This window comes from Simplicispira hankyongi (assembly GCF_003570885.1).
GTDB classification, from domain to species: Bacteria; Pseudomonadota; Gammaproteobacteria; order Burkholderiales; family Burkholderiaceae_C; genus Simplicispira; species Simplicispira hankyongi.
On record NZ_QXJC01000006.1, the window covers coordinates 1 to 26,227 of the forward strand.

At 66.2% G+C, this 26,227-nt stretch carries 25 protein-coding genes; 6 read left to right on the forward strand and 19 right to left on the reverse strand.

Annotated elements, in window-relative coordinates; translation table 11 throughout:
• A partial coding sequence (locus D3F03_RS13270; RefSeq protein ID WP_119109919.1) for an aldehyde dehydrogenase family protein occupies positions 1–115 on the forward strand: 115 nt, incomplete at its 5' end.
• Between the two features lie 105 nt (positions 116–220).
• Here the strand turns inward: D3F03_RS13270 and glcF are convergent.
• The 11 genes from glcF to D3F03_RS13325 form a co-directional block, all read right to left on the reverse strand.
• Positions 221–1,447 carry a glycolate oxidase subunit GlcF gene (gene glcF / locus D3F03_RS13275; protein WP_119109920.1) on the reverse strand — a complete coding sequence of 409 codons (1,227 nt, stop codon included), beginning with the start codon at positions 1,445–1,447 and terminating at the stop codon, positions 221–223.
• 19 nt (positions 1,448–1,466) lie between these two features.
• Entirely contained in the window at positions 1,467–2,261 is a 795-nt protein-coding gene (locus D3F03_RS13280; protein ID WP_245960624.1) for a YoaK family protein, read from the reverse strand.
• A gap of 4 nt (positions 2,262–2,265) precedes the next feature.
• Entirely contained in the window at positions 2,266–3,375 is a 1,110-nt protein-coding gene (gene glcE / locus D3F03_RS13285) for a glycolate oxidase subunit GlcE (protein WP_119109922.1), read from the reverse strand.
• A gap of 137 nt (positions 3,376–3,512) precedes the next feature.
• Entirely contained in the window at positions 3,513–4,238 is a 726-nt protein-coding gene (locus D3F03_RS13290) for a substrate-binding periplasmic protein (RefSeq protein WP_119109923.1), read from the reverse strand.
• Between the two features lie 19 nt (positions 4,239–4,257).
• Complete coding sequence (locus tag D3F03_RS13295; RefSeq protein ID WP_119109924.1) at positions 4,258–5,631, reverse strand: sensor domain-containing diguanylate cyclase; 1,374 nt, start codon at positions 5,629–5,631, stop codon at positions 4,258–4,260.
• Positions 5,628–6,410: a substrate-binding periplasmic protein gene (locus D3F03_RS13300; protein WP_119109925.1), complete on the reverse strand. Its 783-nt coding sequence runs from the start codon at positions 6,408–6,410 to the stop codon at positions 5,628–5,630. Before D3F03_RS13300 ends, D3F03_RS13295 begins: the two co-directional genes overlap by 4 nt.
• A gap of 147 nt (positions 6,411–6,557) precedes the next feature.
• Positions 6,558–6,788 (reverse strand): hypothetical protein, encoded by a 231-nt coding sequence (locus D3F03_RS13305; RefSeq protein ID WP_119109926.1) that lies wholly within the window; start codon positions 6,786–6,788, stop codon positions 6,558–6,560.
• 144 nt (positions 6,789–6,932) lie between these two features.
• Positions 6,933–7,901 (reverse strand): SMP-30/gluconolactonase/LRE family protein, encoded by a 969-nt coding sequence (locus D3F03_RS13310; RefSeq protein ID WP_119109981.1) that lies wholly within the window; start codon positions 7,899–7,901, stop codon positions 6,933–6,935.
• A gap of 110 nt (positions 7,902–8,011) precedes the next feature.
• Positions 8,012–9,454 (reverse strand): ammonium transporter, encoded by a 1,443-nt coding sequence (locus D3F03_RS13315; RefSeq protein ID WP_119109927.1) that lies wholly within the window; start codon positions 9,452–9,454, stop codon positions 8,012–8,014.
• A gap of 34 nt (positions 9,455–9,488) precedes the next feature.
• Positions 9,489–9,827 (reverse strand): P-II family nitrogen regulator, encoded by a 339-nt coding sequence (glnK, locus tag D3F03_RS13320; protein WP_119109928.1) that lies wholly within the window; start codon positions 9,825–9,827, stop codon positions 9,489–9,491.
• Between the two features lie 29 nt (positions 9,828–9,856).
• On the reverse strand, positions 9,857–10,600 hold the full coding sequence (locus D3F03_RS13325) for a TorF family putative porin (RefSeq protein ID WP_119109929.1): 744 nt from the start codon (positions 10,598–10,600) through the stop codon (positions 9,857–9,859).
• A gap of 169 nt (positions 10,601–10,769) precedes the next feature.
• Here D3F03_RS13325 and D3F03_RS13330 point away from each other — a divergent pair, with 169 nt between their 5' ends.
• The 5 genes from D3F03_RS13330 (at position 10,770) to D3F03_RS13350 (ending at position 15,720) form a co-directional block, all read left to right on the forward strand.
• A complete protein-coding gene (locus D3F03_RS13330) occupies positions 10,770–12,320 on the forward strand; it encodes a YifB family Mg chelatase-like AAA ATPase (RefSeq protein WP_119109930.1) in 1,551 nt (516 codons plus the stop codon).
• 59 nt (positions 12,321–12,379) lie between these two features.
• A complete protein-coding gene (locus D3F03_RS13335; protein WP_119109931.1) occupies positions 12,380–13,252 on the forward strand; it encodes a ProQ/FINO family protein in 873 nt (290 codons plus the stop codon).
• Positions 13,253–13,328: 76 nt separating this feature from the next.
• Positions 13,329–14,231 (forward strand): glutamate ABC transporter substrate-binding protein, encoded by a 903-nt coding sequence (locus D3F03_RS13340; RefSeq protein ID WP_119109932.1) that lies wholly within the window; start codon positions 13,329–13,331, stop codon positions 14,229–14,231.
• A 29-nt stretch (positions 14,232–14,260) separates the two neighbouring features.
• On the forward strand, positions 14,261–14,923 hold the full coding sequence (locus tag D3F03_RS13345) for an amino acid ABC transporter permease (protein ID WP_119109933.1): 663 nt from the start codon (positions 14,261–14,263) through the stop codon (positions 14,921–14,923).
• A complete protein-coding gene (locus D3F03_RS13350; protein WP_119109934.1) occupies positions 14,920–15,720 on the forward strand; it encodes an amino acid ABC transporter permease in 801 nt (266 codons plus the stop codon). The genes D3F03_RS13345 and D3F03_RS13350 overlap by 4 nt, the downstream gene beginning before the upstream one ends.
• A 117-nt stretch (positions 15,721–15,837) precedes the next feature.
• Here D3F03_RS13350 and D3F03_RS17310 read toward each other — a convergent pair whose 3' ends face one another.
• The 8 genes from D3F03_RS17310 to D3F03_RS13390 all read right to left on the reverse strand — a co-directional run bounded on the left by D3F03_RS17310 (position 15,838) and on the right by D3F03_RS13390 (position 26,223).
• Complete coding sequence (locus D3F03_RS17310; protein WP_199665471.1) at positions 15,838–16,461, reverse strand: hypothetical protein; 624 nt, start codon at positions 16,459–16,461, stop codon at positions 15,838–15,840.
• 97 nt (positions 16,462–16,558) lie between these two features.
• Positions 16,559–17,746 carry an MFS transporter gene (locus D3F03_RS13360; protein WP_119109935.1) on the reverse strand — a complete coding sequence of 396 codons (1,188 nt, stop codon included), beginning with the start codon at positions 17,744–17,746 and terminating at the stop codon, positions 16,559–16,561.
• Positions 17,747–17,820: 74 nt separating this feature from the next.
• A complete protein-coding gene (locus D3F03_RS13365) occupies positions 17,821–18,336 on the reverse strand; it encodes a MarR family winged helix-turn-helix transcriptional regulator (RefSeq protein WP_119109936.1) in 516 nt (171 codons plus the stop codon).
• A gap of 125 nt (positions 18,337–18,461) precedes the next feature.
• A complete protein-coding gene (locus tag D3F03_RS13370) occupies positions 18,462–19,598 on the reverse strand; it encodes an NAD(P)/FAD-dependent oxidoreductase (RefSeq protein WP_119109937.1) in 1,137 nt (378 codons plus the stop codon).
• 186 nt (positions 19,599–19,784) lie between these two features.
• Positions 19,785–21,056 (reverse strand): NAD(P)/FAD-dependent oxidoreductase, encoded by a 1,272-nt coding sequence (locus tag D3F03_RS13375; protein ID WP_119109982.1) that lies wholly within the window; start codon positions 21,054–21,056, stop codon positions 19,785–19,787.
• A gap of 62 nt (positions 21,057–21,118) precedes the next feature.
• Positions 21,119–22,534: a TolC family protein gene (locus tag D3F03_RS13380; RefSeq protein WP_119109938.1), complete on the reverse strand. Its 1,416-nt coding sequence runs from the start codon at positions 22,532–22,534 to the stop codon at positions 21,119–21,121.
• An 18-nt stretch (positions 22,535–22,552) separates the two neighbouring features.
• Positions 22,553–22,915: a carboxymuconolactone decarboxylase family protein gene (locus D3F03_RS13385; RefSeq protein WP_119109939.1), complete on the reverse strand. Its 363-nt coding sequence runs from the start codon at positions 22,913–22,915 to the stop codon at positions 22,553–22,555.
• A 50-nt stretch (positions 22,916–22,965) separates the two neighbouring features.
• Entirely contained in the window at positions 22,966–26,223 is a 3,258-nt protein-coding gene (locus D3F03_RS13390) for an efflux RND transporter permease subunit (protein WP_119109940.1), read from the reverse strand.
• Positions 26,224–26,227 lie beyond the last annotated feature (4 nt).

Sequence of the window (26,227 nt, forward strand, 5' to 3'; positions counted from 1 at the left end):
GCATGTGCCCTTTGGCGGCATCAAGCAGTCGGGCCTGGGGCGCGAGGGCTCGCACCACGGCATGGACGACTATGTGGAGATCAAGTACCTGTGTTTGGGGGATATTCAGCAGTGAGGGGCGCCGCGCCGCGCCGCCAGTACTCTTGAATTGATAGCTGCTAGCGCTTGATTGGTAAGCGCTAGAGGGCTATTTTGCTTGAAATTTTGCGCTGTGGGCCCTCTACGCCAGCGCCTCATCCAGCACCTGCACCCAGTGCTTCACCGGCGTGGCCGTGCCGCTTTGCAAATGGGTGATGCAGCCGATGTTGGCCGAGGTGATGACAGTGGGCTCCAGCGCAGCAAGGTGGCCGATCTTGCGCTCCAGCAACTGGTGCGACAGCTCTGCCTGCAGCACCGAGTAGGTGCCGGCGGAGCCGCAGCACAGGTGCGATTCGTTCAGCGTCAGGCGCACGTCAAACCCCAGCGCGCGCAGGTGCTGCTCGACGCCGCCGCGCAGCTGCTGGCCGTGCTGCAGCGTGCAGGGTGGGTGGAAGGCGATCACGCCCTGGGGCACGCGCCGCAGCTTGCCTTGCAGCGCCGGCGCAATCTCGGGCAGCAGTTCCGAGAGGTCGCGTGTCAGCGCGCTGATGCGGGCGGCCTTGTCGGCGTATTGCAGGTCGTGCTGCAGGTGGTGGCCGTATTCCTTCACCGTCACGCCGCAGCCCGAGGCATTCATGACGATGGCCTCCACCGCGCCGCTCTCTACCTGCGGCCACCAGGCGTCGATGTTGGCGCGCATTTCGGCGCGGCCGCCGTCTTGGTCGTTGAGGTGGAACTTGACGGCGCCGCAGCAGCCGGCGTCGGGAGCGATCACGGTCTGGATGCCGATGGCGTCAAGCACGCGCGCCGTGGCGCTGTTGATGCCGGGCATCATGGCCGGCTGCACGCAGCCGGCCAGCAGCAGCACCTTGCGGGCGTGTTCGCGCGTGGGCCACGCGCCGGGGTTTTCGCGCGGCGGCACCTTGGCCCGTAAGGTTTCCGGCAGCAGACCGCGCACCGCCTGGCCCATCTTCATGGCCGGGCCAAACAGCGGTGAGGGCAGGCCTTCCTTGAGTGCCCAGCGCACACCGCGCTCAATCACGGGGCGGCCCACTTTGTCTTCCACGATCTTGCGGCCGATATCCACCAGCTTGCCGTATTCCACGCCGCTGGGGCAGGTGGACTCGCAGTTGCGGCAGGTGAGGCACCGGTCCAGGTGCAACTGCGTGGCGCGCGTGGGCGTGGTGCCTTCCAGCACCTGTTTCATCAGGTAGATGCGGCCGCGTGGGCTGTCGAGCTCGTCGCCCAGCAGCTGGTAGGTCGGGCAGGTGGCAAGGCAAAAGCCGCAGTGCACGCATTTGCGCAGAATGGCTTCGGCCTCAGCGCCTTCGGGCGTGCCTTGGAATTCGGGAGCGAGCTGGGTTTGCATGGCGGTAGGGGTACGGGGGTCAGGAGCTGTGACCGGGCTGCGTGGCACTCGATTTGTCTGTGCGCCTCAGCATGACGCGCAGGTGGGCGCGGTCAATCCACAGCGGCGGCAGGGCGAGCGTGAAAAGCACCAATGCCAGCGGCACCACAAACACAAAGCCCACGTGCTTGAAGCCCGCCGCGCCGGCCACGCCGCCCAGCAAGAATATGCTCACCAGACTGGCGTACAAGCCGAGGCGCCGGCGATTGGCGCGCACCTGTTGCTCGGGCGGCTTGCCGCTGCGGTTCCAGTACAGGAGCTTGCCCAGTTCAATGCCCAGGTCGGTTGCATTGCCCGTCATGTGCGTGGTGCGGATCTCGGACGACGACATCTTGCTGATCGTGGCGTTCTGCAGCCCCATCATGAAGGACAGCAGCAGCACCGTGGCGGGCACGGCAAACGGGGTGTGCCAGTTGAGCGTCATGGCGCCCAGCAGGCCAAATACCAGCATCAGCAGCGCGACCAGCAGCAGCGGCAGGGCGTAGGTCCCGTGCAACCGGTGCTGGCGCGCCCAGTTCACCAGAATGGCCGTAGTGGCCGCTCCGCTGATGAAGGCCAGCAAGGCGCCCAAGGCGCCCAGCACCAGCACCATGTTGCCCAGCACCAGGTTGTCGGCCAGCATGGAGACAAAGCCCGTCATGTGCGAGGTGTACAGGTGCACGACCAGAAAGCCCCCGGCATTGATGGCACCGGCGTTGAAGGCCAGCAGCAGGCCCAGGCGCCGGTTGTGGGTGCCTGTGCGGTGCTGGTCGGTCAGGTGGCGAAACCGGCGCACGGCGCTAGCACCCGCCCATGCGGCCAGGGTTGAAGATGCCCGCCGGGTCAAACGCCTGGCGCAGTTGGGCGTGAATCTTCTGCAAGGCTGGAGAAGCAGCATCAAAACCGGCTTTAGCGCTTGATTCATCTACGCTTGCAGCTACAAATAACGAAGCGCTTCCGCCCACGCTGCGGGCCAACTGCCGAAGTGCCGGGCCGTGCTCGTGGCCGGCCTGCACCCAGCGCAGGCCGCCGTGCCATTCGACCAGCGGGGGGGCGACGCCGGCGGGCAAGGCCAGCACCGGGGCGGTTTGCGGCACCGACAGGCGCCACAGGCCTTGCTGCGGCACGCGCTGTGCAAACCAGGGCAGGTGCTGCTCGCGGCAGGCCTGCCAGTCGCCAGCGACCTCGGCATGAGTCTTGCGCTCGCCGCCCATGCTGCGGCAGGCCGCCTCGATGGCAGCGACGGCGCCGCGCAGGCGCACGTACAGGCGCCCCGAGCCTTCGTCCTCGACCCAGCAGCTGGCATTGAGCGGTAGCGGCTGGCCGCCCCAGGCATTCAGGCGGTCAAGCGCTTCGGCCTGGCTGCCTTCAAAGACCAGCGTTGCCTCAGCAGGCGCCAGCGGCAATACCTTCAGGCTGACGTCGGTGATGACGCCCAGCGTCCCCCAGCTCCCCGCCATCAGGCGCGAGACGTCGTAGCCGGCGACATTCTTCATGACCTGGCCGCCAAAGGTCAGCGGCTCGCCCCGGCCGTTAATGATCGACACGCCCAGCATGTAGTCGCGCACCGCGCCCACGCTGGCGCGCGCCGGGCCCGAGAGGCCTGCCGCCACCATGCCGCCCACGGTGGCGCCGGGGCCAAAGTGCGGCGGTTCAAACGGCAAGCATTGGTTCTGTTCGGCCAGAGCCGCTTCCAGCTCAGCCAGCGGCGTGCCGGCGCGTGCGGTGACGACCAGTTCGCTCGGCTCGTAGCTGGTGACGCCGGCCCATCCCCGGGTGTCGAGTGGCTCGCCTGGCGATGCCGGGCTGGCCAGATGCCCCTTGCTGCGGCCGCCGTGAATCTGCAACGGCGTGGCCTGTGCGGCAGCAGCGCGCACGCGGTCGATAAGGTCTGAGAAAGCGCTTTCCATGGGAGGCTATGGTACGCCCAGGCCCCTCTGCAGCCGCGTGAATTTTCTGCACGCAACGTGTGAGGGCCGCCTGCTCCGGGGTATTTCGGGGTCTGACCCCCATTATCGTTTTTCCGGGGGTGGCGCCAACGACGCGATTACGGTGTGCGCTCCATGGTGCGCTGCACCTGTCCTTGGGACTTGAGCTGGTCAAAAGCGGCCTGTGTGCGGTGGACCACATCCAGGGGCGTCTGCAGGCTGTAGGCCATGTAGAGGCCGGTGGAGGCTTCGTCCAGTGTGAGCACGCGCACCAGGTTGGCGCAGTCGAAGCCCGTCTGCTGGCACAAGGAGGCGGCGTCGTCCGTGGTCAGGGGAACCAGGTCGACCTGGCCGCGCAGCAGCTTGCGGAAATTGTCCAGCGACTGTGCCGACACCACCAGGCGCTCGAACCCCTTGGCGCGCAGGTACTGTTGGCGCACATCGTCACGCATCACGCCGATGGTATAGGCCTTGGCGGCTTCCAGAGTGCCGATGTCCAGCGGGTGCGACTTGAGCCGGTAGAGGTGGTACTGGATCTTCATGATTTCGCCGGCCCATTGGAACTGGCGTTCGCGTGCCGGCGTGCGGGCTATCAAAAAGATGAGCACGTTGGCTTCCTTGAGCGCCATGTCGTAGGCCCGCGCCCAGGGGTACAGGTGCACGCTGTATTCGGTCAGGCCCGCGCGTTGCAGGGTCTGCTCCACCACCTCGGTCGCGGTGCCCACCACCTTGCCATTGGCCACGTAGGTGTAGGGGGTGGTCTCGGTCACGGCCTCGATGGTCTGGGCCTGCACGGCTGCCGTGCCGACGATGAGCATCCAGAACAACAAAACGCAGTGGGGCATGGTGCTTCTCCTGTGGCCTTCAGGCGGCTGACCCGAGCGGCCCGGCGACCTGGTTGCGCCCGGCAGTCTTGGCTCTGTACAAGGCTTCGTCGGCGCGCTGGAACAAGGCGTCGAAGTTGTCGTGGGCGTCTGGTGACAGTACCGCCAGGCCAACGCTGATCGTCACCACCCGCGCCGCAGGGGAATACAGGTGTTCGATGCCGCACTCGGCTACCGCCTCCACCAGGCGCTGGGCCAGCAGGTAGGCGCCGGTTGCGTCGGTGCCTGGCAGGATGACGCCAAACTCTTCGCCGCCGATGCGCGCGGCGACGTCTCCGGCGCGCGCCAGGCGGGCCTGCAGCGTGTGTGCCACCGCGCTGAGGCACCGATCGCCCATGGCATGGCCGTAGTGGTCGTTGTAGTCTTTGAAGCAGTCGATGTCGCAGATGAGCAAAGCCAGGCCCTGGCCGGTGCGCAGGGCGCGGCGCATCTCCACGGTTTTGGCTTCGTCGAACTGCCGGCGGTTGGGCAGGCCCGTCAGGGGGTCGGTGCGGGCCAGGCTTTGCAAACGTGCATTGGCGGTTTGTAGTTCTGCCGTGCGCTCGGCCACCAGGCGTGCCAGATGGTCGCGGTGATCGGCAAGCTCCTGTTCATAGCGTTGCTGGCGTTCCAGATGGTTGGCCAGGTTGGCCTGCAAGTGGTTGACGCCGGATTCAAGCTGCGTGAGCTCATCTTGCGCATGGCCTGCGCGGTCCAGATGCAACTGCGCCCCCAGGTTCGCTGGGCCCACGCCAGCCAAGTGCGCTGCAATGCGCTGCACGTGTACCGTCACCATGCGGTTGAACATGAGCATGATGAGCCCGGCGAGCACCAGCGACTGCATCAGCTGTGCCAGCACGATGGTGGCGAGCTGCCTGCGCAGTTGCTGCCACAGCAACTGCTCGTTGCCCTGCAGCACCAGCGTGCCGACCGTTTCGTGCGCGCCCGGGTAGGGTTCATAGGTCAAGGCCAGGCGGCGTGTGGGTGCGCGCCCCGGCCCGGCCCAGCCGTCACGGGTACTTTCGAAGACTTCTGCCGGCCGGTTGGCCAGGGCCACCTGCACCACAATGCGGCCCACCGCCGGGACGTCCCGCACGCTGTGTACATGGGCTAGCAGTGCTTCGCGATCGAGTTCCCAGATGGCCTTGGACAAGGTGCCGCTGTAAATCTGCTCAATCTGCGCCAACTCGGCGTCCATGCGGGCGAGGCCCGTGTTCCAAGCCAGCCAGGTCAGTGTTGCTACCGACGCGAGAATGAACAGGCTGCAAAAAGCCAGTGTGGTCCACACCAGGCGCCAGCCGAGCGAGCGCTGGCGTCCAGAGCGTTCGAGCACTGCCGGCTGCGCACCTGAGCCAGCACCTGACGGTGCGCTCATTGCCACTTGCGCTGGAGCTGCTCGTAGCCGCCGCTGCGCTTGAGGTGTTGGAGGGCCTGGCGGAAGCGCTCCACGGTGGCGTCGGGCGTCTGCTTGCCAAAGGCCATGTAGTAGCCCTCGCCGCTCAGTTCGGGAATGCGGTACACCCGAGCCAGCGTCCTGGCCGGGTTGTCGCCCGCCTGGCGTGCCAGATAACTGGCGGTCAGTTCGTTCATGATCCAGAGGTCCACACGGCCAAGTTTGAGCTTTTCGTAGTTGAGCTCGTACTTCACGCTGGGCTGGAGGTTCTGGCCTTTGACGAACCCATGGGCCACCAGAAACTGCTCGCCCACATCCTCATTCACCGTGGCGATGCGGTACTTCTTTGCGGCCTCCAGCGAGTCGATGCCGTAGGCCCTGCCGGGTTGGCCAAACAGGTAGTAGTTGGTGGGGGCGATGACGCCTACCCATTTGAACAACTTGTCTCTCTCGGGCGTACGTCCAATGCTGTAGATCAGAACGCCGGGTGTGCCGTGCGCCGTTTCATAGGCACGTGCCCAGGGCATGGACTGGAATTCGCCATGCAGTTTGAGTTCTTTGAGCACGGCCTCGACCACTTGCGTGCTCAGACCCGTGAGCTTGCCGCCATCGGTGTAGTTGTAGGGCGGATATTCCTCGGTGAGGACGCGCACCGCACCATCGGCGGCCACCGCGCAGCCCGCGCCCCAGCACCACAGCGCCGCCAGGCATGCAAAGCGGCGCCAGATGCCCGTGGCACTGAAGGAAGTCGGTACGGCCATGCGGTCGAAGAATGGATTGAAGGGCGGTGTGTGGGCTTGTTGCCAGCCCTTGTTCAGTATCCGATGCCCCGCCCGCGAGGTCAATGCGGGCCTGCTCGCGTGTGATTCTGGTGGGCTTTGGGGTCTGCCACCAATTAATTGCCCCAATTAACCTTCGAGCAGGCCCTCGGTGATGCTGGCCTCGTCCAGGGTGGCGAAGCAGCGGTTGTGCTGGTGGGTGAGCGGCCCACCGCCTGGCACCAGGCTGCCGTCCTCGTAGCCCATGGCCTTGAACTTCCACACGCCGCCAATGCGTTTGAGGTGGCCGACAGGTTCGCCGCTGGCCAGGTGGACGGCCACCACGCCCTCGTTCACGGCGTGTAGCGTCAGGCGTGGCATGGTCTGCCCTGTGGCGACGTGCAGGCGCCAAGAGGCGATGCGGAGCGCATCGGGAACGGGGAGCGCAATCTGAGGGGAAATTTCAAAAAAAATAGCCTCTAGCGCTTATGGGGTGTGCGTATACAGCTATTATTTTAGATGGTTTCAATCGCCCTCCCGCGGCAGGAGCGCAGCCTCCTGAAATGCATTCACCGGCAGCCCGGCAACCGCGACCGGCTCTTGCAACGCCAGTACCTGGCCCGCCAGCGGCGTGCGTTCCAGTTCCTGCGCCGGTCGGCCGTGGCGCGCGCTGGTGACGAACAGCGTGCGCAGCTCTGGCCCGCCCAGACAGACCATGGTCGGGCAGGCGAACGGCGTGGCGATCTCGCGCAGCACCGCGCCAGTGGGCGAAAGCTGCAATACGCGGCCGCCTTCGTACATCGCGCACCAGTAGTTGCCGCCAGCGTCCATCGCCGCGCCGTCGGGGCGGCCGCCGTAGCCTGCGGTGCCGGGGGTCCATCCGGGTGGCTTGGGTGAGAACTGGCGCAGTGCGCGCGCCGGGCCCAGGGTATTGGCAGCCGCTTCCCAGCCGCGCACCTCGATGCGGTGTGTCGGCGTGTCGGCAACGTACAGCGTGCGCTGGTCGGGCGACCAGGCCAGGCCGTTGAGCGTGCCCGCGCCGCCCCACATTTCTTGCACCTGCGCCGTGCCAGAGCGCGCGTCAATGCAGTACATGGCCGCCTGGCCGTGCCCCGCGCTGGCGCCGGGCCGCTCGTCGCGCGTGCCGACCCAGAAGCGCCCCAGCGGGTCGCACTTGCCGTCGTTGGCGCGCTCGTGCGCCGGGTCGTAAGGGAGCCGTGCAATGCGCACCAGCTCGCCGCCCCAGTGCCGTGCGCGGTAGATGCCGCTGCGCAAGGCCAGCACCCAGCCGCTGGCCGCGCCCGCCGTGCGCGCGGGGGCCATGCAGCCGGGTTCCTCCGGCAGGGGCCAGCGCTCGGTGGCGCCGGTCGCGGGGTCGGCGCGCAGGGCTGCGCGGCCGGCGATGTCCACCCAATACAGACGACCGTCGCCCGCCTGCCAGAACGGCGATTCGCCCAGTTCGCAGCTGGGGCTGCCCAATGCGCGCCATGCCATGGCTTGACTCTCGAAGCTTGTGGAGTCGGTCATTATTCCTGCAGCGAAGGGCCCATAAAAAAACCCCGCCTCGAAAGGCGGGCTCTTGCACAGCGGCGATGCGCCTGCGTTCAGCGGCTGTAGGCCGTCTCGCCGTGCGAGGTGATGTCCAGGCCCTCGCGCTCGGCTTCTTCCGGTACGCGCAGCCCCACCAGGAGATCGGCAATCTTGTAGCTGATGAAGGCGGCCACACCCGACCACACCAGCGTCATCAAAACACTCTTGCACTGGATCCACACTTGCGCGCCCATGGCGAAGGTGTCGGGGGTGAGCCCGCCGGTGCCGCCCAGGCTTTGCGAGGCAAACACGCCCGTCAGAATGGCACCCAGAATGCCGCCCACGCCGTGCACGCCAAACACGTCAAACGCGTCGTCGGCGCCCAGCATCTTCTTCAGGCCGCCCACGCCCCACAAGCAGACCAGACCGGCCAGCAGACCCAGTACGATGGAGCCCATGGGGCCGACGAAGCCCGCGGCTGGGGTGACGGCCACCAGGCCGGCCACTGCGCCCGAGGCCGCGCCCAGCATCGACGCCTTGCCTTTGTGCAGCGCCTCGCCGGCCAGCCACGACAATGTGGCGGCGCCGGTCGCCAACGTGGTGTTGATGAAGGCCAGACCGGCCGAACCATTGGCCGCGCCAGCAGAACCCGCGTTGAAACCAAACCAGCCCACCCACAGCAGCGAGGCGCCCACCATGGTCAGCGTCAGGCTGTGCGGCGTGAACGCCTCCTTGCCGAAGCCAACGCGCTTGCCGACCATGTAGGCGCCCACCAGGCCGGCCATACCGGCGTTGATGTGCACCACGGTGCCGCCCGCAAAATCCAGCGCGCCATCCTTGCCCAACAGGCCGCCACCCCAGACCATATGCGCGATCGGGATGTAGCTCAGGGTGAACCACAGCACGGCGAAGACCAGCACCGCCGTGAATTTCATGCGCTCGGCGAACGAGCCGACGATCAGCGCCACCGTGATGGCGGCAAAGGTGGACTGGAAGGCGACGAACACGTATTCGGGGATGGTCGGCAACATGCCCGAGAGCGTGTCCGGCGCAATGCCCTTGAGGAACAGCTTGTCGAATCCGCCGAAGAACCGCCCATCGCCGCCAAACGCCAGGCTGTAGCCGTAGATGGCCCAGAGCACGGTGATGAGCGCGAAGATCACGAACACCTGCACCAGCACTGAGAGCATGTTCTTCGAGCGCCCCAGGCCCCCGTAGAACAGCGCCAGGCCCGGAATCACCATCAGGATGACGAGCAGGGTCGAGGTCAGCATCCAGGCGGTGTCGCCCGAGTCGAGCTTGGGCGCGGGCGCAGCGGCGGGCGCGGCGGTGGGTGCAGCTTCGGTCGCCATCGCCGCGGCAGGGGCCGCAGGAGCAGTCGCAGCCGGCGTGGCGTCAGGGGCGGCGACAGGCGCGCTGGACACCGCTTCGGTGGCCGCAGTAGCCTGGGCCAGGGCCAGCGGACCCAGCGTCAGCGCGCCAAGCCCCAGCAAGAGAGAAGCAAGCAATTTTTTCATGGTGGTGTTCTCGGTTGGATGGAAGGGCGGCGCTCTACAGCGCTTCCTGGCCGGTCTCGCCGGTGCGGATGCGCACCACCTGTTCCAGCGCGGCGACAAAGACCTTGCCGTCGCCGATCTTTCCGGTGCGGGCCGCGCCTTCGATGGCTTCGATGACGCGCTCCACCAGATCGTCGGCGACAGCCGCCTCGATCTTGACCTTGGGCAGGAAATCGACCACGTACTCGGCACCCCGGTACAGCTCGGTGTGCCCCTTCTGGCGGCCAAAGCCCTTGACTTCGGTGACCGTGATGCCCTGCACGCCGATGTCCGAGAGGGCTTCGCGCACCTCGTCGAGCTTGAAGGGTTTGATGATGGCGGTGACCATTTTCATAGCATGTTTCCTTTCAGATACGGGCGCGTTCAGAGCGTCTTGGTCAGGGTCAGCAGCAGGCGAGGTTTGTTCACGTCGCCGAAGTAGGACTTCTTGTTGGCCCCCGCAATGGCCGCCGCCAGGCTCAGGCCGCTGCCAAAGTCGTAGGCGCCACCGACGCTGTAATCCATGTAGTCGGGCACACCGCTGTTCTTGATATCGCCGGCAAAGCGCGTGAAGCCCACCGAGGCCTTGAGCGTGGTGCTGGGCGCCACTTCCTGGGCGAAGGCAAAGTTCAAATAGCCGGTGTTGCGCCCGCGCAGGCCCGAGCCAGCCTTGGCGCCAGCCCAGCCGAAATAGTCATCCGACACCGTGTGCGAATACTTGGCCGTCAGCGGGCCCCAGGTGGCTGCGCCATACAGTTCCGTGGTGTTGCCGCTGGTGGCGCCGGGGTAGGCGTAGAGCAGGCCGCCCAGGTCAATGTCGAACGCGCCGGCCTTGAATTTGTAACCACCGTAGACATCCATCTCGATGGAGTTGTGGGGCAGCCAGTTCACGCTGGAGTTCCAGTTGCCAACGTACCAGCCCGACTCGCCGAAGGCGTAGTCGAAACCGCCCTGGATGGCGGGTTTGACGGCGGTGCTCTTGTGCGTGTCCTGGTCTTGCCCGCGGAACTTGTAGTTCGTGGTGAGCGCGATATTGCCGCTCAGTTGCGCGCTGGCCAGCACGGGCAAGGCGGCCGCCAAGGCCACAACAAGTGGGAGTGCAAAGGTCTTGAGGGATGCGTGGGTCATGGGTCCTCCGGGAGCGGAACGTTGGGGATAGTCCCTTTAAGCAGGGAGCGTGCCAGCGTGGCTTCTTCCTGTGGCATGCTCCGCTGCAACACGCCGTCACGCTCGGACAGCGGCCCGCAGGCCGCCGCCGTAGCGCAGAGCGTGCACCGCAATGGGGAGATCACCGCTCATGAGTCTTGCTTTGGTGCAAAGCCGCGCCCTGCTGGGGCTGCGCGCGCCGCCGGTCACGGTTGAGGTGCATCTGGCCAATGGCCTGCCCAGCTTCACGCTGGTGGGCTTGGCCGAGGTCGAAGTGAAAGAGGCCCGCGAGCGCGTGCGCTCGGCGCTGCAGAACGCGGGGCTGGAGTTTCCGCACAACAAGCGCATCACGGTGAACCTGGCGCCAGCCGATTTGCCCAAGGATTCCGGCCGTTTCGATTTGCCCATTGCGCTCGGCATCCTGGCTGCCAGCGGGCAGATCGACGCCGCGCGGCTGGCGGGCTGGGAATTTGCCGGCGAGCTTTCGCTCTCGGGCGAGTTGCGCGCGGTGCGCGGCGCCCTGGCCACCAGCCTGGCGCTGCACACCGCCGGCGCGCAAGGCGAGAGCGAAAGCAGCATGCGCCTGGTGCTGCCGCCGGGCAGCGCCGAAGAGGCCGCGCTGGTGCCCGGCAGTGCCGTGTGGCGCGCCCGCCATCTGCTGGATGTGGTGCGCGCCTTTCTGCCCACCCCGCCGGACGCCGAGCCGTCAGCCGATGCCGGCTGGGAGCGCATGGCGCACCAGGCGCCACAGGCGCATGCGCACTACCCCGACCTGGCCGACGTGAAAGGCCAGGCCACGGCCCGGCGCGCGCTGGAGATCGCGGCGGCCGGCGGCCACAGCCTGCTGCTGATGGGGCCGCCGGGCTCGGGCAAATCCATGCTGGCGCAGCGCTTTGCCGGCATCCTGCCAGACATGACGGTACAGGAAGCGCTGGAGAGCGCCGCCGTGGCCAGCCTGGCCGGGCGCTTTGCCATTGAGCGCTGGGCCGAGCGGCCTACATCGAGCCCGCACCATACGGCCAGCGCCGTGGCGCTGGTGGGCGGTGGCTCGCCGCCAAGGCCAGGCGAAATTTCGCTCGCGCACCACGGCGTTTTGTTTCTTGACGAGCTTCCTGAATTTCCCCGTGCTGCCTTGGAGGCCCTGCGCGAGCCCCTGGAGACCGGCCACATCACCATCGCCCGCGCGGCGCAGCGCGCCGAGTTCCCGGCGAGCTTTCAGCTCATCGCGGCCATGAACCCTTGTCCCTGCGGGTTTCTGGGCTCGGCGCAGCGCGCCTGCCGCTGCTCACCCGACCAGGTTTCGCGCTACCAGGCGCGCCTCTCCGGCCCGCTGCTCGACCGCATCGATCTGCACATTGAAGTGCCGGCCCTGCCCGCTACCGATTTGCTTGGCGCAGCGCCTGGCGAAGCCAGCAGCTTGGTTCGCGAGCGGGTGGTGCTGGCCCGCGAGCGCGCCCTGGCGCGCCAGGGCTGCGCCAACCAGGCGCTGCAGGGGCAGAAGATCGACACGCAGGTCGTGCTCGACGCTGCGGCCGCGCAATTCCTGCAAACCGCCGCCGCGCGCCTGGGCTGGTCCGCCCGGGCCACGCACCGCGCCCTGAAAGTGGCGCGCACCATTGCCGACCTGGCCGGCGCACAGGCCACGCAGATGGCCCATGTGGCCGAAGCCATGCAGTACCGGCGCGCCCTGCGCGGGGCTTGAAAACGCAAAGGCCATGCGCACACTGGCATGATCGGGGGTTTTTCCCAACGCCGACTGCCATGACCGAGAACGCTGCTCCCGCTGAGTCCCAAGACCTGACGCCCGTTGCCGAGCCAGTGCCGCAGGCGCAGAACGCCGGGGACGGCGCTCCTGCCACGCAACCCCCAGCCCGCAAAGCACGCGGCGGCCGGGGCCGTGGCAACCGCGCTGGCGGCAATGCACCGGCCCCTGGCGCCGACGCGCCCCAGCGCCGCGCGCCGCGCCCGGTGCCGCCCGCGCTGGAGCAGCTTGCCGCGCTCTACCCGCAGCTTTTTGGCGCGGTGTTCCGCCCGCTCAAGCGCGGCATCTTCCAGGACCTGATGGCCGCGCACCCCGAGGCGTTTGAGAAAGACGCGCTCAAGCAGGCGCTGGCCATCCACACCCGCTCCACGCGCTACCTGCAGGCCGTGGCCGCAGGCCAGCAGCGCCACGATTTGCAGGGCCAGCCCGTGGAAGCCATGGCGCCCGAGCATGTGCACCATGCGCTGGTCGAGGTGTACAAGCGCCGCCAGGGCCGTGGCCAGGACGACCTGCTGCCGCGCCTGCGCGCGCGCATCGTGGACAACATTGAGGCCAGCGGCCTCACCCGCGAGGCGTATGCCGAGCGCGTGCGCACGCGCGATGAAGCTGCGAATGCGGTGCTGGATGAAGCCTTCGCCGAACTGGCTGAGCGCGCCGCCAAGGACGAAGCACTGCTGCGCACTTACGAGGCCAGCGGCCAGAGCGTGGAAGCCTTTGCCGACATGTACGGCATGGACGTGCGGGCGGTGACGCGTTCGGTGGTCAGTGCGCGTTCGCGGCTGGCGGCGGCGAAAGCTGCCGCTGAAGCGCCGGAAGCGCCCGCCGTGACGTCGGCACCAGAGGCGCCGGAAGCGGCGGGTGACGCTGGCTAGAGCAGCGTCAGGCTGGCACCGCGCATTTCACAACTGCTATATATTGGTTCGGTCACACACCCTCCGAGAGGCATGCATGTCCATCCAATCTCTTCTGAAGTCCACCGTGGTGGCACTGGCGATCGTGAGCGCTGGGCCGCTTTTCGCACAGGGCACGCCCATTGATGCCGCGGCGTTTGACGCGCTGATCGCCCAGGGCCCCGTCGCCGATGCGCAGGCCATTGCATCAAGCACCTGGGCCAGCAAGATCAAGCAGGCCGGCACGCTGCGCCTGGGCGCCACGCAAACCTCGAATCTTTTCTCGCTGCTCAACGAGAAAGACGGGAAGATCCGCGGCTTCGACGCAGGTCTGGCCCAACTCATCACGCGCTACATCCTGGGCGATGGGAGCAAATACAAGTTCACGCAGGTGACCTCATCCACGCGCGAGCCGGTGCTCCTCAATGACCAGGTGGACATGGTGTTCGCCACCTATTCCATCACCCCCGCCCGCGCCGAGAAGATCTCGTTCGCCGGCCCTTACTACACCTCGCAGGCCGGGGTGCTGGTCAAGGCGGGCAACAAGGCGATCCAGTCGTACAACGACCTGGCCGGCAAGAAGGTCGCCACGCAGGCAGGCTCTACGGGGCCCGCGATCCTGGCGCAGGTCGCGCCCAAGGCGGTCGTGCAGGAGTTCCAGACGCACCAGGAGGCCCTCGACGCCCTGCGCCAGGGACGCGTGGACGCCTACGTGACCGATTACACGCTGCTGCTCAACGCCTTGAGCCTCGGGACCGGTGACACGAAGCTGGCGGGCGCGCCCTTCGGTGCGCAAGACCCCTACGGCGTCGGACTGCCCAAGGGCTCGGACGGCGTGGCCTTCGTCAATGCCTTTCTGAAGAAGGTGGAAGCCGACGGCACCTGGGCCAAGCTCTGGACGATATCTATCGGACAGCGCACCGGCAGTACCGCCGTTCCAACACCGCCCGCCCTGCCATAACCCGTTTCAATAGCGGGTTTCAATAGCGGATGGGCGAGGTTTCCAAGCTTCTGGCCGACTATGGGCCTGCCTTCGGGCAGGCCCTTTTGCTGACATGGAAGCTCACAGCGCTGTCGTTCGTGCCCGGCTTCCTGCTGGGCATGGTCGTCACGGTGCTTCGGCTCCTGCCGCTGCCGCCGCTGCGCTTCGTCCTGACTGTCTACGTCGAGATCTTTCGCAACATTCCCAGCGTTGCGCTCTTGATCTTCATCGTGTTCGCGCTGCCCGATCTCAACGTCCTGATCGACTACGAGCCCAGCGTGATCCTGACCTTGATGCTGGTCTGCTCCGCGTTCACGGCGGACTACCTGCGCGTGGGCATCAACACCATCCCGGGCGGCCAGATGGAGGCGGCGCTCAGCCTGGGCATGCGCCCGATACGCGTCATCTATTCGATAGTGTTGCCGCAAGCGCTGCGCGCCGTGGTGCAGCCGCTGACCTCGCTCCTGATCGCACTGATGCTATCGACCTCGCTAGCGTCGCAGGTGCCGTTTCCGGGCCGGGAGCTGACCGCGCTCGTGTCCAAGATCGCCAACGACTCCGCCGCCGGCATTCCCGCCTTCGCGGTGGCCGCTGCGATGTACGTGGCGACGGGCTTGCTCATCGCCTGGGCGGGCGCCACCCTGGAAAAGAAGGTGCGGATACTGCGATGAGCCGCCCTCTGGAAGAGATTCTGTTCGGCAATCCGCGCCCCCAGGCCCAGGCCGCCATGCAGGCGGTGAGTGTGGCTGTAGCGGCCTTGCTGCTCCTGCTGGCTGCGGGTGTCGCGTTCCGGTTCCATACCGCAGGGCAGCTCGACGCCCGGTTCTGGGAATTCTTCGCCTGGCCGACGACCTGGGCCTTTCTGGCCACAGGCCTGCTCGGCACGCTGGCATCGGCGGCGATGGCCGCCGCCATCGCGCTGGCCCTCGGGCTGGTGCTGCTATTGGGGCGCCTGGCGCCGTTGCGGCTGGTGCGCTGGCCGAGCATCGCGGTCATCGAGTTCCTGCGTGGCACGCCGACGCTGCTGCTCATCTATGTGTGTTTTCTGGTGCTGCCGCAGGCCGGGATCAAGCTGAGCACCTACTGGATGCTGACCTTGCCCGTCGGCCTCTCCACCGCCGCCGTGGTGGCCGAGGTCTACCGCGCGGGCGTGCTCGCCGTTCCCCGCGGCCAGACCGATGCCGCGCGCAGCCTGGGGATGACCGAGGCCCAGGTGTTCTTCCTCATCGTCTTCCCCCAGGCCCTGCGCTACATCGTCCCGGCTCTGGTCGCGCAACTGGTCATCGTGGTCAAGGACACCACCTTCGGCTACGTCGTCACCTACGGTGAGCTCATGCAGAACGCCAAGGTGCTCATCGCCAACTACCACGCGCTGGTGCCTGTGTACCTCGTGGTGGCGCTGCTGTACTGCCTGGTGAATTACGCGATATCAAGGGCGAGCAAACAGCTTGGCGGGCCGATGCATTGACCCTCACCAGACGGCTTACGGGTCTTTGCCGACACGTACGGCATGTGCAAGGCAGAGCAGCGGGTAGTGCGTAGCGTGTCACCAAAACCCCGGCCGCTTCGCACACGAGACGCATGGTCAATGAAGCCCATCGCAGTCGTTTTGATTCGATGACAGCGAATCGCGGCGCTTCGTATGCAATTCCATGTTGCCACCGTTTTCGCGCAGCCACCCATCGTGAAGCCACTTCTCGGTCTTGCGGTGCCCCGGAAACGTCACCCACACGATGTCTCGCTCGAAAACCATCGGCTTGCCGTCCCCTCCGACAATGACCCAGAACCACCGACCATCGGCGAGATTGCGTGCCTTCACCTTCATGCCAGTGAGGGTCGCCGTCGTGCGGGTCCCGTCCCCGGAGTGGATTGCAACGACTTCGTTATGCGGTTCGATCCAACTGATCTTCATCCGGGGAAGCAAGTCAGGAGCGGACTCTTGAAGAAACGCACGGGCGATCTGCTCCGTACGTTCACGCGAAGGAAGTTCCATTCCGACCAGTTCCATGGAAATGTTTGCAAAACCTTTGAGTCGTCCGCAGCGGTCAACCACTGTGCTGTAGTGCTCGCCGCCAAGACCCGCATTGCGCTGGTCTTGGCGTTCGTAACGCGTCAGCGTGGCGGTTTCGCCATCCACGGTAACTGGCCGGCGTGTGATCTCGACATGGGTGGCAGGGGGCTGGACAGGTGTGACGATGGTGCTGGTCATGAGGATGTTTCCTTGTGTGAGGGCTTGCCTGCTGCATAGGCCGCAGCTATTGCCATGGCGGTAGCGGCGAGAAAGGAGGTGGATGGCTTGGTCTGTTTCATGATGTGCGAAGACCCGTCGCCGTGCCCGCGCTATACCCCGCAGCGGCCGCCATGAGTGCAGCAAGTACAAGCAGGAACGCTTCTTCGGACAATCCCGAACTGCGGAGGGCTACCCACGGTCCAATGCTGGCGCCGATAAACAGGACAAAGGTATAGAAGGAAACCGCCAGTCCGCGTACTGGAGCGGCGGCTATTCCAGCGATCCGGGCGATGAGTGCGGGCACGCCGATGCCGATGCCTGCGACGAAAACCACACTGGCGCCCAGTAAGGCATACAGGTGATCCGCACCTGCCAAGGCGCTAAGCACGAGGCCCGCTGCGGCGACGACAAGGCCCGCCGTCGCGATCCGGTGCGCGCCCCAACGAGGGATGTAGGAAGCAACAGCGAGCGGGGCAAAGAAAGCGGGAAGCGCAAGCGCGCGAGCCAGCAAAGGACTGATGTGCTGCTGGGCCATGGCGGCGCCGAGGTGCGCATCCAGTTCGACATAGAAGGCGACGAAGCACAGCAGCAGCAAGAACGCGGGGACATAGACGCGCCGGAGTGCTGCGTTGGCCAGGAGACCGCCGAGCGGTCGATAGTTGCTCCATAGCGACGTGACCGGGCTTTTGGCGCGATGGGCTGTGTCTTTCACGATGCCAATGCGGATGGCAGTCAGCACGTAGATGCAGGAAAGCGGCAGCAGTGCCACGCCGAAACCCCATCGGTTCGCCACGGAGCCGCCATAAATTTGCCCTAACAGGCCAGCAGAGAGGAAGGCGGTGCTCATCCAGGCCACTCCCCAGGCCCGCTGGCGCGGGGTTCCACGCTCTGCGAGGTAGGCCAGCGCGACGGGCGGAAACGACGCCGCAGCGAAACCCTGCAGAGCCCTTCCCATCAGGAAGGTACCCGGCGTACTCACCATGGTGAGCACCACGGTGACGAGCGCCAATGCCAGCAACCCCCCTGCCATCACCGGTTGGCGACCAACGCGATCTGAAAGCGGTCCAAACACCAAGAATCCACACGCGTACGCGACACCAAAGGCCGCCAATGTGAAGCCAGATTCCCCCGGGTTGAGTCGATAGGTCTGTGCCAACAGCGGCAAGATGGGCAACGGAAGGTAGAGAAGCGAGACGACTGCCAACGCGCACGCCACGAGTTGCGCCGTTAAAGAGTTCGAATGGTTGGACAGGGGTGAGTTCATAAAATATCCTACGCTGTTATGTAGTCAACTACATATAAAACTAAAAAAGGAGCAATGCGCAGACGACTTCGGGTTTACCCGGCGCCCGGCTCTGGCGATAGAGCACTTGGCCCGTTGAGCTTCATCATCAGCTTCTGCAGCGACTCGCGCTCCTTCGCATCGAAACGGCTCATGAGGCGCGTGACCCATTCGTAATGGCTGGGAAGTGCCGTAGAAAGAAGCTCTTCACCAACGGAAGCCAACTGAATGATCCATGCGCGGCGGTCGCCTGGGTTCGCAAGCTTGGTACACATTCCTGCCGCCTCCATGCGGTCAAGAACGCGTGTCATCGTCTGAGAGGTCACCGCCACCCCGTCTGCCAGAGTGCCAACACTCAACCCGCCGGGATTGCGTTTCAGCAGCAGGAGAACGAAGAACTGCGTTTGTGAAAGGCCGTCGCGCGCAAGATTGCGCTCGAACGCAGACAGCATCTCACTGGTCGCCGAGGCCAAAATCAGCCAAGTCTGCAGCCCATCGATGTCCTGGTTGCCGTAGCGCTGGGCAAATTCGGCCAAAGTTTCATAGTTCGGGAGATCCCTCAGCTCAAACATAATTTATTAAGTTGCCTGATATGTAGTTGGCTGCATTATAGCGCCGATCACATCACCCGCCAATGATGGGCTTTCTTGTCTTGGTGCAGCAATGTCTGTCGAGGGCTTTCGGGCCGGCGCAAAGACTACCGATACCGCCCCAAATACCGCCGCTCAAACCCCCGCTTGGCCCAGTGCATCAATCGCATCGGCGGTAGCAGCAAATTGCGCTCCTCGGTGCGCCACACCAGCGTGCCGGTGCCCAGCGCGTCGATGATGCAGGTCAATTCCACCTTGAAGCCCGTGGTCTGCGGGCGCCCGGCCAAGCCGTCGATCAGGTTTTGCGCGGCAGCGGCGGCCTGCAGGTCGGCCATGTGGGCCTGCTTGGGCATCCAGTCGGGGCCGGGAAAGCTGCCGGAGTCGCCCACCACATAGACATGCTCGAAGCCCGGTACGCGGCACTGGGCGTCGGCCTGCAGCAGGCCGCCGGGCGAGCGCGGCAGGGCGGTTGCGTCGAACCAGGCGTTGCCGGTCATGCCGGGCATGAACAAGATCAGGTCGGCGGCAAATTCGCCGCCTTCGGTCACCACCTTGTCCACCTCGAACCGGACCATCTTGTGGCCCAGGTGCGTGGTGACGTTGCGCCGCGCCATCTCGGCCAGCAGGTGCGCCACGGCCTTGGCGCCCAGGCGGGCGCCGGGTTCCTTGGAGGGGTTGAAGAACACCAGCGTGAACCGCTCGCGCCGGCCCTCGCGGCGCAACTGCGCGTCGATGCCGAACAGGAACTCGAACATCGGCCCGCCGCGCACCGCTGTGGGTTCCTTGGGGTTGCCGGCAAAACCCACGGCAATGGTGCCGCCCTGCATGGCCTTCAATCTATCGCGAATCTTTTCGGCTGCCGCAATGCCTTCGCAGGGTGTGATGGCGTGTTCTATGCCGGGTAGCTTTTTGATGAAGCGCCCGCCGGTGGCAATCACCAGCGCGTCGTTCGCCACCTCGCCCGCCGTGGTCTGCACGCTGCGGCCATCGGGGGAGAGGCCGGTGACTTCGGCGCCAACGTGGCGCACCTTCATGCGGGCGAAGAAGGGCGCCAGCGGCACGATGAGCTGCTCGCGCGTGCGCAGGCCGCTGGGGATCCAGATGGTGCCCGGCAGGTAGTGCAGTTCGGCGCGCGGCGAAATAAGGGTGATCTCGTCCTGGAAGCCGCGCGCGCGCAGTTCGCGCACGGCGGACAAGGCGCCAAAGCCGCTGCCCAGGACAGCAATGCGTACGCCGGTAGTCATTCAGCTCCCCTGGCCGGCCAGCGCCGCGCGCAGCGTCTCCACTGCCTGCGCAAGGGGCTGGGCAATGGTGATGGCGAAGGCGTAGGGTGGGTTCATGGGGACTCCAGTTTTAGGGTAAAAATAGCCTCTAGCGCTTATGCAGCAAGCGCTAGCAGCTATTGATTTAAGAGTGTGCGCGGGTGTGCGTCATTTCTCCAGCCGCTCGATGCCCAGCGCCTTGAGCACATGCTTCTCGTACAGCGGCTCGGAGGTGCCGTTTTTCATTTTGTACATGAAGTACTTTTCAAACGCCACCTTGGCCAGGTGCACCCACTTGCCCTTCTTGAACCAGTTGACGTTGCGCGGTGGAATCTGCGGCAGGGCCACGAAGGCGGCGCCGGTGTCGCCCATGTCGGCCAGGCAGATGGCGTTCCAGGTGCCCTTGGCGTCGGCGGGCTGGCCCTGCAGCTCGGCGGCGATGTTGTGCACGATGGCGGTGATCATGCTTTCGATCATGTAGCCCGTCTTGGGCGCGCCGGTGGGCACGGGCGTCACTTCGACGGGCGGAATCGCCACGCAGACGCCGGCCGAGTAGATGTTGCGGTACTTCTTGCTGCGTTGGAATTCGTCGATCAGCACAAAGCCGCGCGGGTTGCACAGGCCTTCGACCTGGGCCACGGCGTCCACGCCCTTGAAGGCGGGCAGCATCATGCTGAATTTGAAGGGCAGCTCGTGCTCTTTCTTGACCTGGCCGTCTTCGCCCAGCTCGGTGACGAACATCTTGCCCGCCTCCACCTTGGTCACCTTGGCGTTGCAGATCCACTTGATGTCGTTGTTGCGCAGGTCGCTTTCCAGCATGCCCTTGGAGTCGCCCACGCCGCCCAGACCCATGTGGCCGATGTAGGGCTCGGGGGTGATGTAGGTCATCGGTACCTTGTTGCGCAGTTTGCGGCGCTGCAGGTCCTTGTTGAAGATGAAAGCGAATTCATAGGCCGGGCCAAAACACGAGGCCGCCGGCATGGCGCCGATGATGGCCGGGCCCGGGTCCTTGATGAATTCCTGGTAATCGGCCCAGGTCTGCTCGGCGTGGTCGACGGCGCAGATGGAATGGGTGAAACCGCCGGGGCCTGCGCCGGGGACTTCATCGAAGGCCAGCTTGGGGCCGGTGGTGATGATGAGGTAGTCGTAGTCCACCGCCTCGCCGTTGGCCAGTGTCAACTGGTTGCCCGCCGCGTCGATGCGGTCCACGCGCTCGCCGATGAAATCAATGCCTTTCTTTTCCAGATAGGGGCGGATCGGAATGGTGGTCTCGCTGCGCTCGCGCCAGCCCACGGCCACCCAGGGGTTCGACGGCACGAACTGGAAGTAATCGACCGCGTTGATCACGGTGATCTTGTGCGACTTGTCGATTTTGGCGCGCAGCTCATAGGCCGCCGGCATGCCGCCGGTGCCTGCTCCAAGAATCACGATATGGGCCATCTTCGTCTCCTCTGTGTGCCGGTGCACCGGCTGTGGGTGGTTGAAACGGGGGGCGTGGGCGGTCAGTCGGCAGACTTCGCGCCGGGATTGGTCGTGGTGGTCATGGCGGCGCTCAGGGCCTGCAGCGCGGCCTCGCCGGGGCGGCCGCTGAGCGTGGCCAGTTGCAGGCGGGCGAGCAGCCAGTCGGTGCGCGCCTGGGTCAGTTGCAGGCGTGCTGCCGCCTGGTCGTTTTCGGCGGAGAGCACATCCAGCAAGGTGCGGTCGCCCACCTCCTGGCCAAGTTGGGTGGCGGCCAGGCGCTCGTTGCTGGCGGCGAGCGCTTCGCCCAGCGCGCGCACGCGCTCGGCGCCGGTGGCCAGTTGCAGCCAGGCGCTGTGCACGTTCTGCGCCACCTGTTCGCGCACGGCGTCGAGGGTGGCGCGTTCTTTTTCCAGCAGCGCAATGGCCTCGCGCTCGCGGGCGTCCTGCATGCCGCCGGTCCACAGCGGGACAGTGAGCTGCACGCCCACCAGGGCGTTGGTGGCATTGCTCCGCGCACTGCCGTAGTCGCCGCTGCCGTGAATGCGGTCCTGCCCCACCTGGGCCACCAGGTCCACGCTGGCGCTGCTGGCGGCGCGCAGCCGGTCGGCGGCGGCCTGGGCGTTGTCGACGGCGAGTTGTTGCAGTTGCAGTTGCAGGTTGTGGGCCTCGGCCTCGGCCTGCCAGGCGGGCAGCGGCGTCGTGTCGGCCGCCACGTGGGTGGGCGCTTGTGCTTCGAGGGCCGCCACGGGCAGGCCCGTCAGGTCGGTCAGCACGCGCTCTTTCACGGCCACGTCGTTTTGTTCGGCCAGGCGCTGGGCGCGCAGCAGCGCCAGGCGGGCGCGCGCTTCGTGGGTGGCGGTGATGGGGGCGTCGCCCAGGTCGTAGCGGTCCTGGGCCTCCTGGCTGATGCGCTGCACGGCGGCCAGTTGCGCATCAAGCACGGCCAGCGATTCGCGCGACAGCGCCAGGCCAAACCAGGCCTGGGCCACGCGCTGTGCCAATTGCTGGCCCGCGACCTGCCAACTGCGCTCGGCCACTTCGGCTGCGGTGTTGAGCTGGCGCTGCTGGGCGCGGCGCTGCGGGTTGTAGAGCGGCTGGCTGGCCTGCAGCGCCCAGCGGGTGCTGGCGCCGCCGGTCACCGAGGTGGAAAAATCCACGCCCTGTGACGTGCCGAAGCCGGGCGCGGAAAACTGCGCGCCGCGCGTGTCGGTCTCGCTGCTGCCCAGCCCGGCCGTTGCCTGGAATTGCACCCCTGGCCGCCACAGTGCGGCGGCCTGGTCGCGCCGGGGTTGCGCCGTGTCGTGCGCGGCGCGTTCGGCGGCGTAGCTGCGGTCGTGCTGCTCGGCGGCGGCAAACGCGGCCGCCAGGTCGGCCGCCTGCGCCTGCGGTGCTGCGCACAAAAGGCTGGCAGCAAGGAGGATCGCGTAGGCGGGGGCGGTGAGGCGCTGGCGGGGCATGAAAGGTCTCCGTTCAGGTCAAGCCGTGGCCTTTGCGGCCAGGGCGGCAAATTCGTCGAAAGCAGCCGACGCCTTGGCGGCGACCATCAGCGAAGGCCCGCCGCCCATGTAGACCGCCATGCCCAGCATCTCGGCCAGCTCGGCGCGGCTGGCGCCGAACTTCACCAGGGCCTGGGCGTGGTAGCCAATGCAGGGGTCGCAGCGCGAGGAAACCGACAGCGCCATGGCGATCAGCTCCTTGGTTTTGGCGTCCAGTACGCCGGGCTTGCCGGCCGCCTGCGCCATGGCGGAGAAGCCGCGCAGGGTGTCGGGGATCTCGGTGCGCAGTTGCTGGATTCCTGCCGATATGTCGCGGGTCAGGTCGAGGTAGCTTTCGGTCATTTTTTAATGAAATTGGCCTCTAACGCTTATTGCATATGCGCTAGCTGCTATTAATTGGATAGCGTTTCCGCCTCTGCAGGCGGCATGAGCCGGTGCAGGCGATTGCGGTACGCCGCGTAGTACAGGGTGGGAATGACCACCAGCGTGAGCACGGTGGAGACGGCGATGCCGAAAATCAGCGAGATGGCCAGGCCATTGAAGATCGGGTCGTCCAGGATGAAGAAGGCCCCTAGCATGGCGGCCAGCCCGGTGAGCACGATGGGCTGGGCGCGGGTGATCGCCGAGTGGAGGATGGCCTGCCGGAATTCGACGCCGCTTCGCACCTGCAGGTTGATGAAGTCCACCAGCAGAATGGAGTTGCGCACGATGATGCCGGCCAGCGCAATCATGCCGATCATGCTGGTCGCGGTGTACTGCGCGCCCAGCAGCGCGTGGCCCGGCATGACGCCAATGATGGTCAGCGGAATCGGCGCCATGATGACCAGCGGCGTGAGGTAGCTGCCAAACTGCGCCACCACCAGCAGGTAGATCAGGATCAGGCCCACGGCGTAGGCAGCGCCCATGTCGCGGAAGGTTTCGTAGGTGATCTGCCACTCGCCGTCCCACTTGAGGGCGTAGCCACGCCAGGCGTCGCTCGGCTGGTGGATGAAGTACTCCGCAAGCTTGCCGCCACCGGGAATCGGCAGCTTGGCGATGCTGCTGCGCATCCCGAACATGCCGTAGAGCGGGCTGTCCACCTTGCCGGCCATGTCGGCGAGTACGTAGTTCACCGGCAGCAGGTCCTTGTGGTGCACGGGCTGCTCGCGCAAGGTGTCGCTCACGGTGACGAGTTCGCGGATCGGCACCAGCGCGCCGCTGGCCGAGCGCACCGTAAGCTGGAGCAGCGCGGCCAGGTTGCCCTGTTGCTCGGGTGGGAGCTGCAGCGTGGCGGCGGCCGGGTACTTGCTCTGGTCGTGCAGATAGGTCGTGGCTTCACCCGCCAGCCCGGCGCGCAGCGTGCTCACGATCGCTTGCTGCGGCACGCCCAGCAGGGCCGCTTTGCGGCGGTCCACCAGCAGGAGCTGGCGCGGTGCATCGGCAATGCTGGTGTCGTCCACATCCACCAGGCCGGCGGTCGTCTCAAACACGCCGCGCACGGCTTTGGCCACTTCGCGCCGGCCTTGCGCGTCCGGCCCGTAGATTTCGGCGACGATGGGCGAGAGCACGGGCGGGCCGGGCGGCACTTCCACGACTTTGACGTTGGCGCCAAAGCGCTTCGCAATCTCCTGCAGCGGCGGGCGCACGCGGGTGGCGATGGCGTGGCTTTGCGCGTCGCGCGCGTGCTTGCCCACCAGGTTGACCTGGATGTCGCCCACCTCGCCGCCGGCGCGCAGGTAGTACTGGCGCACCAGGCCGTTGAAGTTGATCGGTGCGGCGGTGCCGGCGTAGGCCTGGTAGTCGGTCACCTCGGGCACGGTGGCCAGGTAGGCCCCCAGCTCGTGCATCACGGCGGCAGTGCGCTCCACCGGCGTGCCGGCGGGCATATCGACGACCACCTGGAACTCCGACTTGTTGTCAAACGGCAGCATCTTGAGCAGCACCAGCCCGGTGGCGGGCAGCGCAACCGAGATGGCGATCAGCAATGCCACGCCCAGGCCCAGCAGGGCGCGGTTGCGTCCGCCACGTTTTTCATCCAGCAACGGCGTGAAGATGCGCGTGAACAGCGGCGTGATGCGCCGCGCCATGCCCGAGGGCTGGGCATGGCCTTCCTCGGCCTGGCCGGCGTGCTGCTTCATCCACAGCCGCGCCAGCCAGGGCGTGACGACAAAGGCAATCGCCAGCGACAGCACCATGCCCATGCTGGCGTTGATGGGGATGGGGCTCATGTACGGGCCCATCAGCCCGGATACGAATGCCATGGGCAGCAGCGCCGCAATCACGGTGAGCGTGGCGAGGATGGTGGGGCCGCCCACTTCGTCCACCGCGCCGGGGATGATCTGCGCCAGCGTTTTGCCCGGCTCAAGCTGCTGGTGGCGGTGGATGTTCTCGACCACCACGATGGCGTCGTCCACCAGGATGCCGATGGAAAAGATCAGCGCAAACAGCGACACCCGGTTCAGTGTGAAGCCCCAGGCCCAGGACGCAAACAGCGTGGCGGTAAGCGTCAGCACCACGGCGGTGCCGACGATGGCGGCCTCGCGCCGGCCCAGGGCGATGAACACCAGCGCCACCACCGAGGCCGTGGCAAACAGCAGTTTCTGGATCAGTTTTTTCGCCTTGTCGTTCGCGGTGGCGCCGTAGTTGCGCGTCTCGGCCACTTGCACGTCGGCCGGAATCACGGTGTTCTTCAATTGCTCGGCGCGCGCCATCACGGCGTTGGCCACGTCGATGGCGTTTTCGCCCGGCTTCTTGGTGATGGCGATGGTGACGGCGGGGTGTTCCGCGGCGTGCTCGCCGGCCGTTCCGTACCAGGCGTAGTGCGCGGCTGGCGGCGGCCCATCGCGTACCTTTGCTACGTCGCGCAGAAACACCGGCTTGCCGGTTTGCACGCCGACGACGAGGTCGGCCACCTCGGCGGCGCTGGCCAGCAGCGGCCCGGCCTCGATGGCGACGGCCTGGTTGGCGCGAAGCAGATCGCCCACCGGCAGCCCCAGGTTGGCCGACTGCAAGGCGCGGCGCAGGTCGGCCACGGTGACGCCCGCGCCGGCCATGCGCGCCGGGTCCATCTCGACCATCACCGTGCGGCCGGGGCCGCCGATGGTGGTGACCTCACGCGTGCCGGGCACGCGCTTCAAGTCGGCCTCAATGCTGTGCGCCACGCGCTCCAGTTCAAAGGCGTCGGTTTGCGGGTTGTTGGAGTAGAGCGTCAGCGCGACGATGGGCACGTCGTCGATGCCCTTGGGTTTGATGATGGGCGGCAGCACGCCCAGGCCCTGGGGCAGCCAGTCGGCGTTGGAGTTCACCGTGTCGTACAGCCGCACCAGCGCCTCGGTGCGCGGCACCCCCACCTTGAACTGCACCGTGATGACGGCCATGCCGGGGCGCGAAACCGACATCACATGCTCGGCCCCGGTGATCTGCGAGAGCACCTGCTCGGCCGGGATGGCCACCATCTGCTCCACGTCGCGCACGCTGGCGCCAGGGAACGGGATCAGCACGTTGGCCATGGTCACATTGATCTGCGGCTCTTCCTCGCGCGGCGTGACCAGCACGGCAAAGGCGCCGAGCAAAAAGGCCACCAGCGCCAGCAGCGGCGTGATCTGCGCACTCTGGAAGAAAGCTGCGATGCGGCCGGAGATGCCGAGGCGGGAGGGTGTGCTGGCGCTCATGAAT

Bases quoted from the DNA above. Each gene is read 5' to 3' on its own strand.
- glcF (WP_119109920.1), bottom strand. From the start codon at position 1,447: ATGCAAACCCAGCTCGCTCCCGAATTCCAAGGCACGCCCGAAGGCGCT.
- glcE (WP_119109922.1), bottom strand. From the start codon at position 3,375: ATGGAAAGCGCTTTCTCAGACCTTATCGACCGCGTGCGCGCTGCTGCC.
- D3F03_RS13290 (WP_119109923.1), bottom strand. From the start codon at position 4,238: ATGCCCCACTGCGTTTTGTTGTTCTGGATGCTCATCGTCGGCACGGCA.
- D3F03_RS13295 (WP_119109924.1), bottom strand. From the start codon at position 5,631: ATGAGCGCACCGTCAGGTGCTGGCTCAGGTGCGCAGCCGGCAGTGCTC.
- D3F03_RS13300 (WP_119109925.1), bottom strand. From the start codon at position 6,410: ATGGCCGTACCGACTTCCTTCAGTGCCACGGGCATCTGGCGCCGCTTT.
- D3F03_RS13305 (WP_119109926.1), bottom strand. From the start codon at position 6,788: ATGCCACGCCTGACGCTACACGCCGTGAACGAGGGCGTGGTGGCCGTC.
- D3F03_RS13310 (WP_119109981.1), bottom strand. From the start codon at position 7,901: ATGGCATGGCGCGCATTGGGCAGCCCCAGCTGCGAACTGGGCGAATCG.
- D3F03_RS13315 (WP_119109927.1), bottom strand. From the start codon at position 9,454: ATGAAAAAATTGCTTGCTTCTCTCTTGCTGGGGCTTGGCGCGCTGACG.
- glnK (WP_119109928.1), bottom strand. From the start codon at position 9,827: ATGAAAATGGTCACCGCCATCATCAAACCCTTCAAGCTCGACGAGGTG.
- D3F03_RS13325 (WP_119109929.1), bottom strand. From the start codon at position 10,600: ATGACCCACGCATCCCTCAAGACCTTTGCACTCCCACTTGTTGTGGCC.
- D3F03_RS13330 (WP_119109930.1), top strand. From the start codon at position 10,770: ATGAGTCTTGCTTTGGTGCAAAGCCGCGCCCTGCTGGGGCTGCGCGCG.
- D3F03_RS13335 (WP_119109931.1), top strand. From the start codon at position 12,380: ATGACCGAGAACGCTGCTCCCGCTGAGTCCCAAGACCTGACGCCCGTT.
- D3F03_RS13340 (WP_119109932.1), top strand. From the start codon at position 13,329: ATGTCCATCCAATCTCTTCTGAAGTCCACCGTGGTGGCACTGGCGATC.
- D3F03_RS13345 (WP_119109933.1), top strand. From the start codon at position 14,261: ATGGGCGAGGTTTCCAAGCTTCTGGCCGACTATGGGCCTGCCTTCGGG.
- D3F03_RS13350 (WP_119109934.1), top strand. From the start codon at position 14,920: ATGAGCCGCCCTCTGGAAGAGATTCTGTTCGGCAATCCGCGCCCCCAG.
- D3F03_RS17310 (WP_199665471.1), bottom strand. From the start codon at position 16,461: ATGACCAGCACCATCGTCACACCTGTCCAGCCCCCTGCCACCCATGTC.
- D3F03_RS13360 (WP_119109935.1), bottom strand. From the start codon at position 17,746: ATGAACTCACCCCTGTCCAACCATTCGAACTCTTTAACGGCGCAACTC.
- D3F03_RS13365 (WP_119109936.1), bottom strand. From the start codon at position 18,336: ATGTTTGAGCTGAGGGATCTCCCGAACTATGAAACTTTGGCCGAATTT.
- D3F03_RS13370 (WP_119109937.1), bottom strand. From the start codon at position 19,598: ATGACTACCGGCGTACGCATTGCTGTCCTGGGCAGCGGCTTTGGCGCC.
- D3F03_RS13375 (WP_119109982.1), bottom strand. From the start codon at position 21,056: ATGGCCCATATCGTGATTCTTGGAGCAGGCACCGGCGGCATGCCGGCG.
- D3F03_RS13380 (WP_119109938.1), bottom strand. From the start codon at position 22,534: ATGCCCCGCCAGCGCCTCACCGCCCCCGCCTACGCGATCCTCCTTGCT.
- D3F03_RS13385 (WP_119109939.1), bottom strand. From the start codon at position 22,915: ATGACCGAAAGCTACCTCGACCTGACCCGCGACATATCGGCAGGAATC.
- D3F03_RS13390 (WP_119109940.1), bottom strand. From the start codon at position 26,223: ATGAGCGCCAGCACACCCTCCCGCCTCGGCATCTCCGGCCGCATCGCA.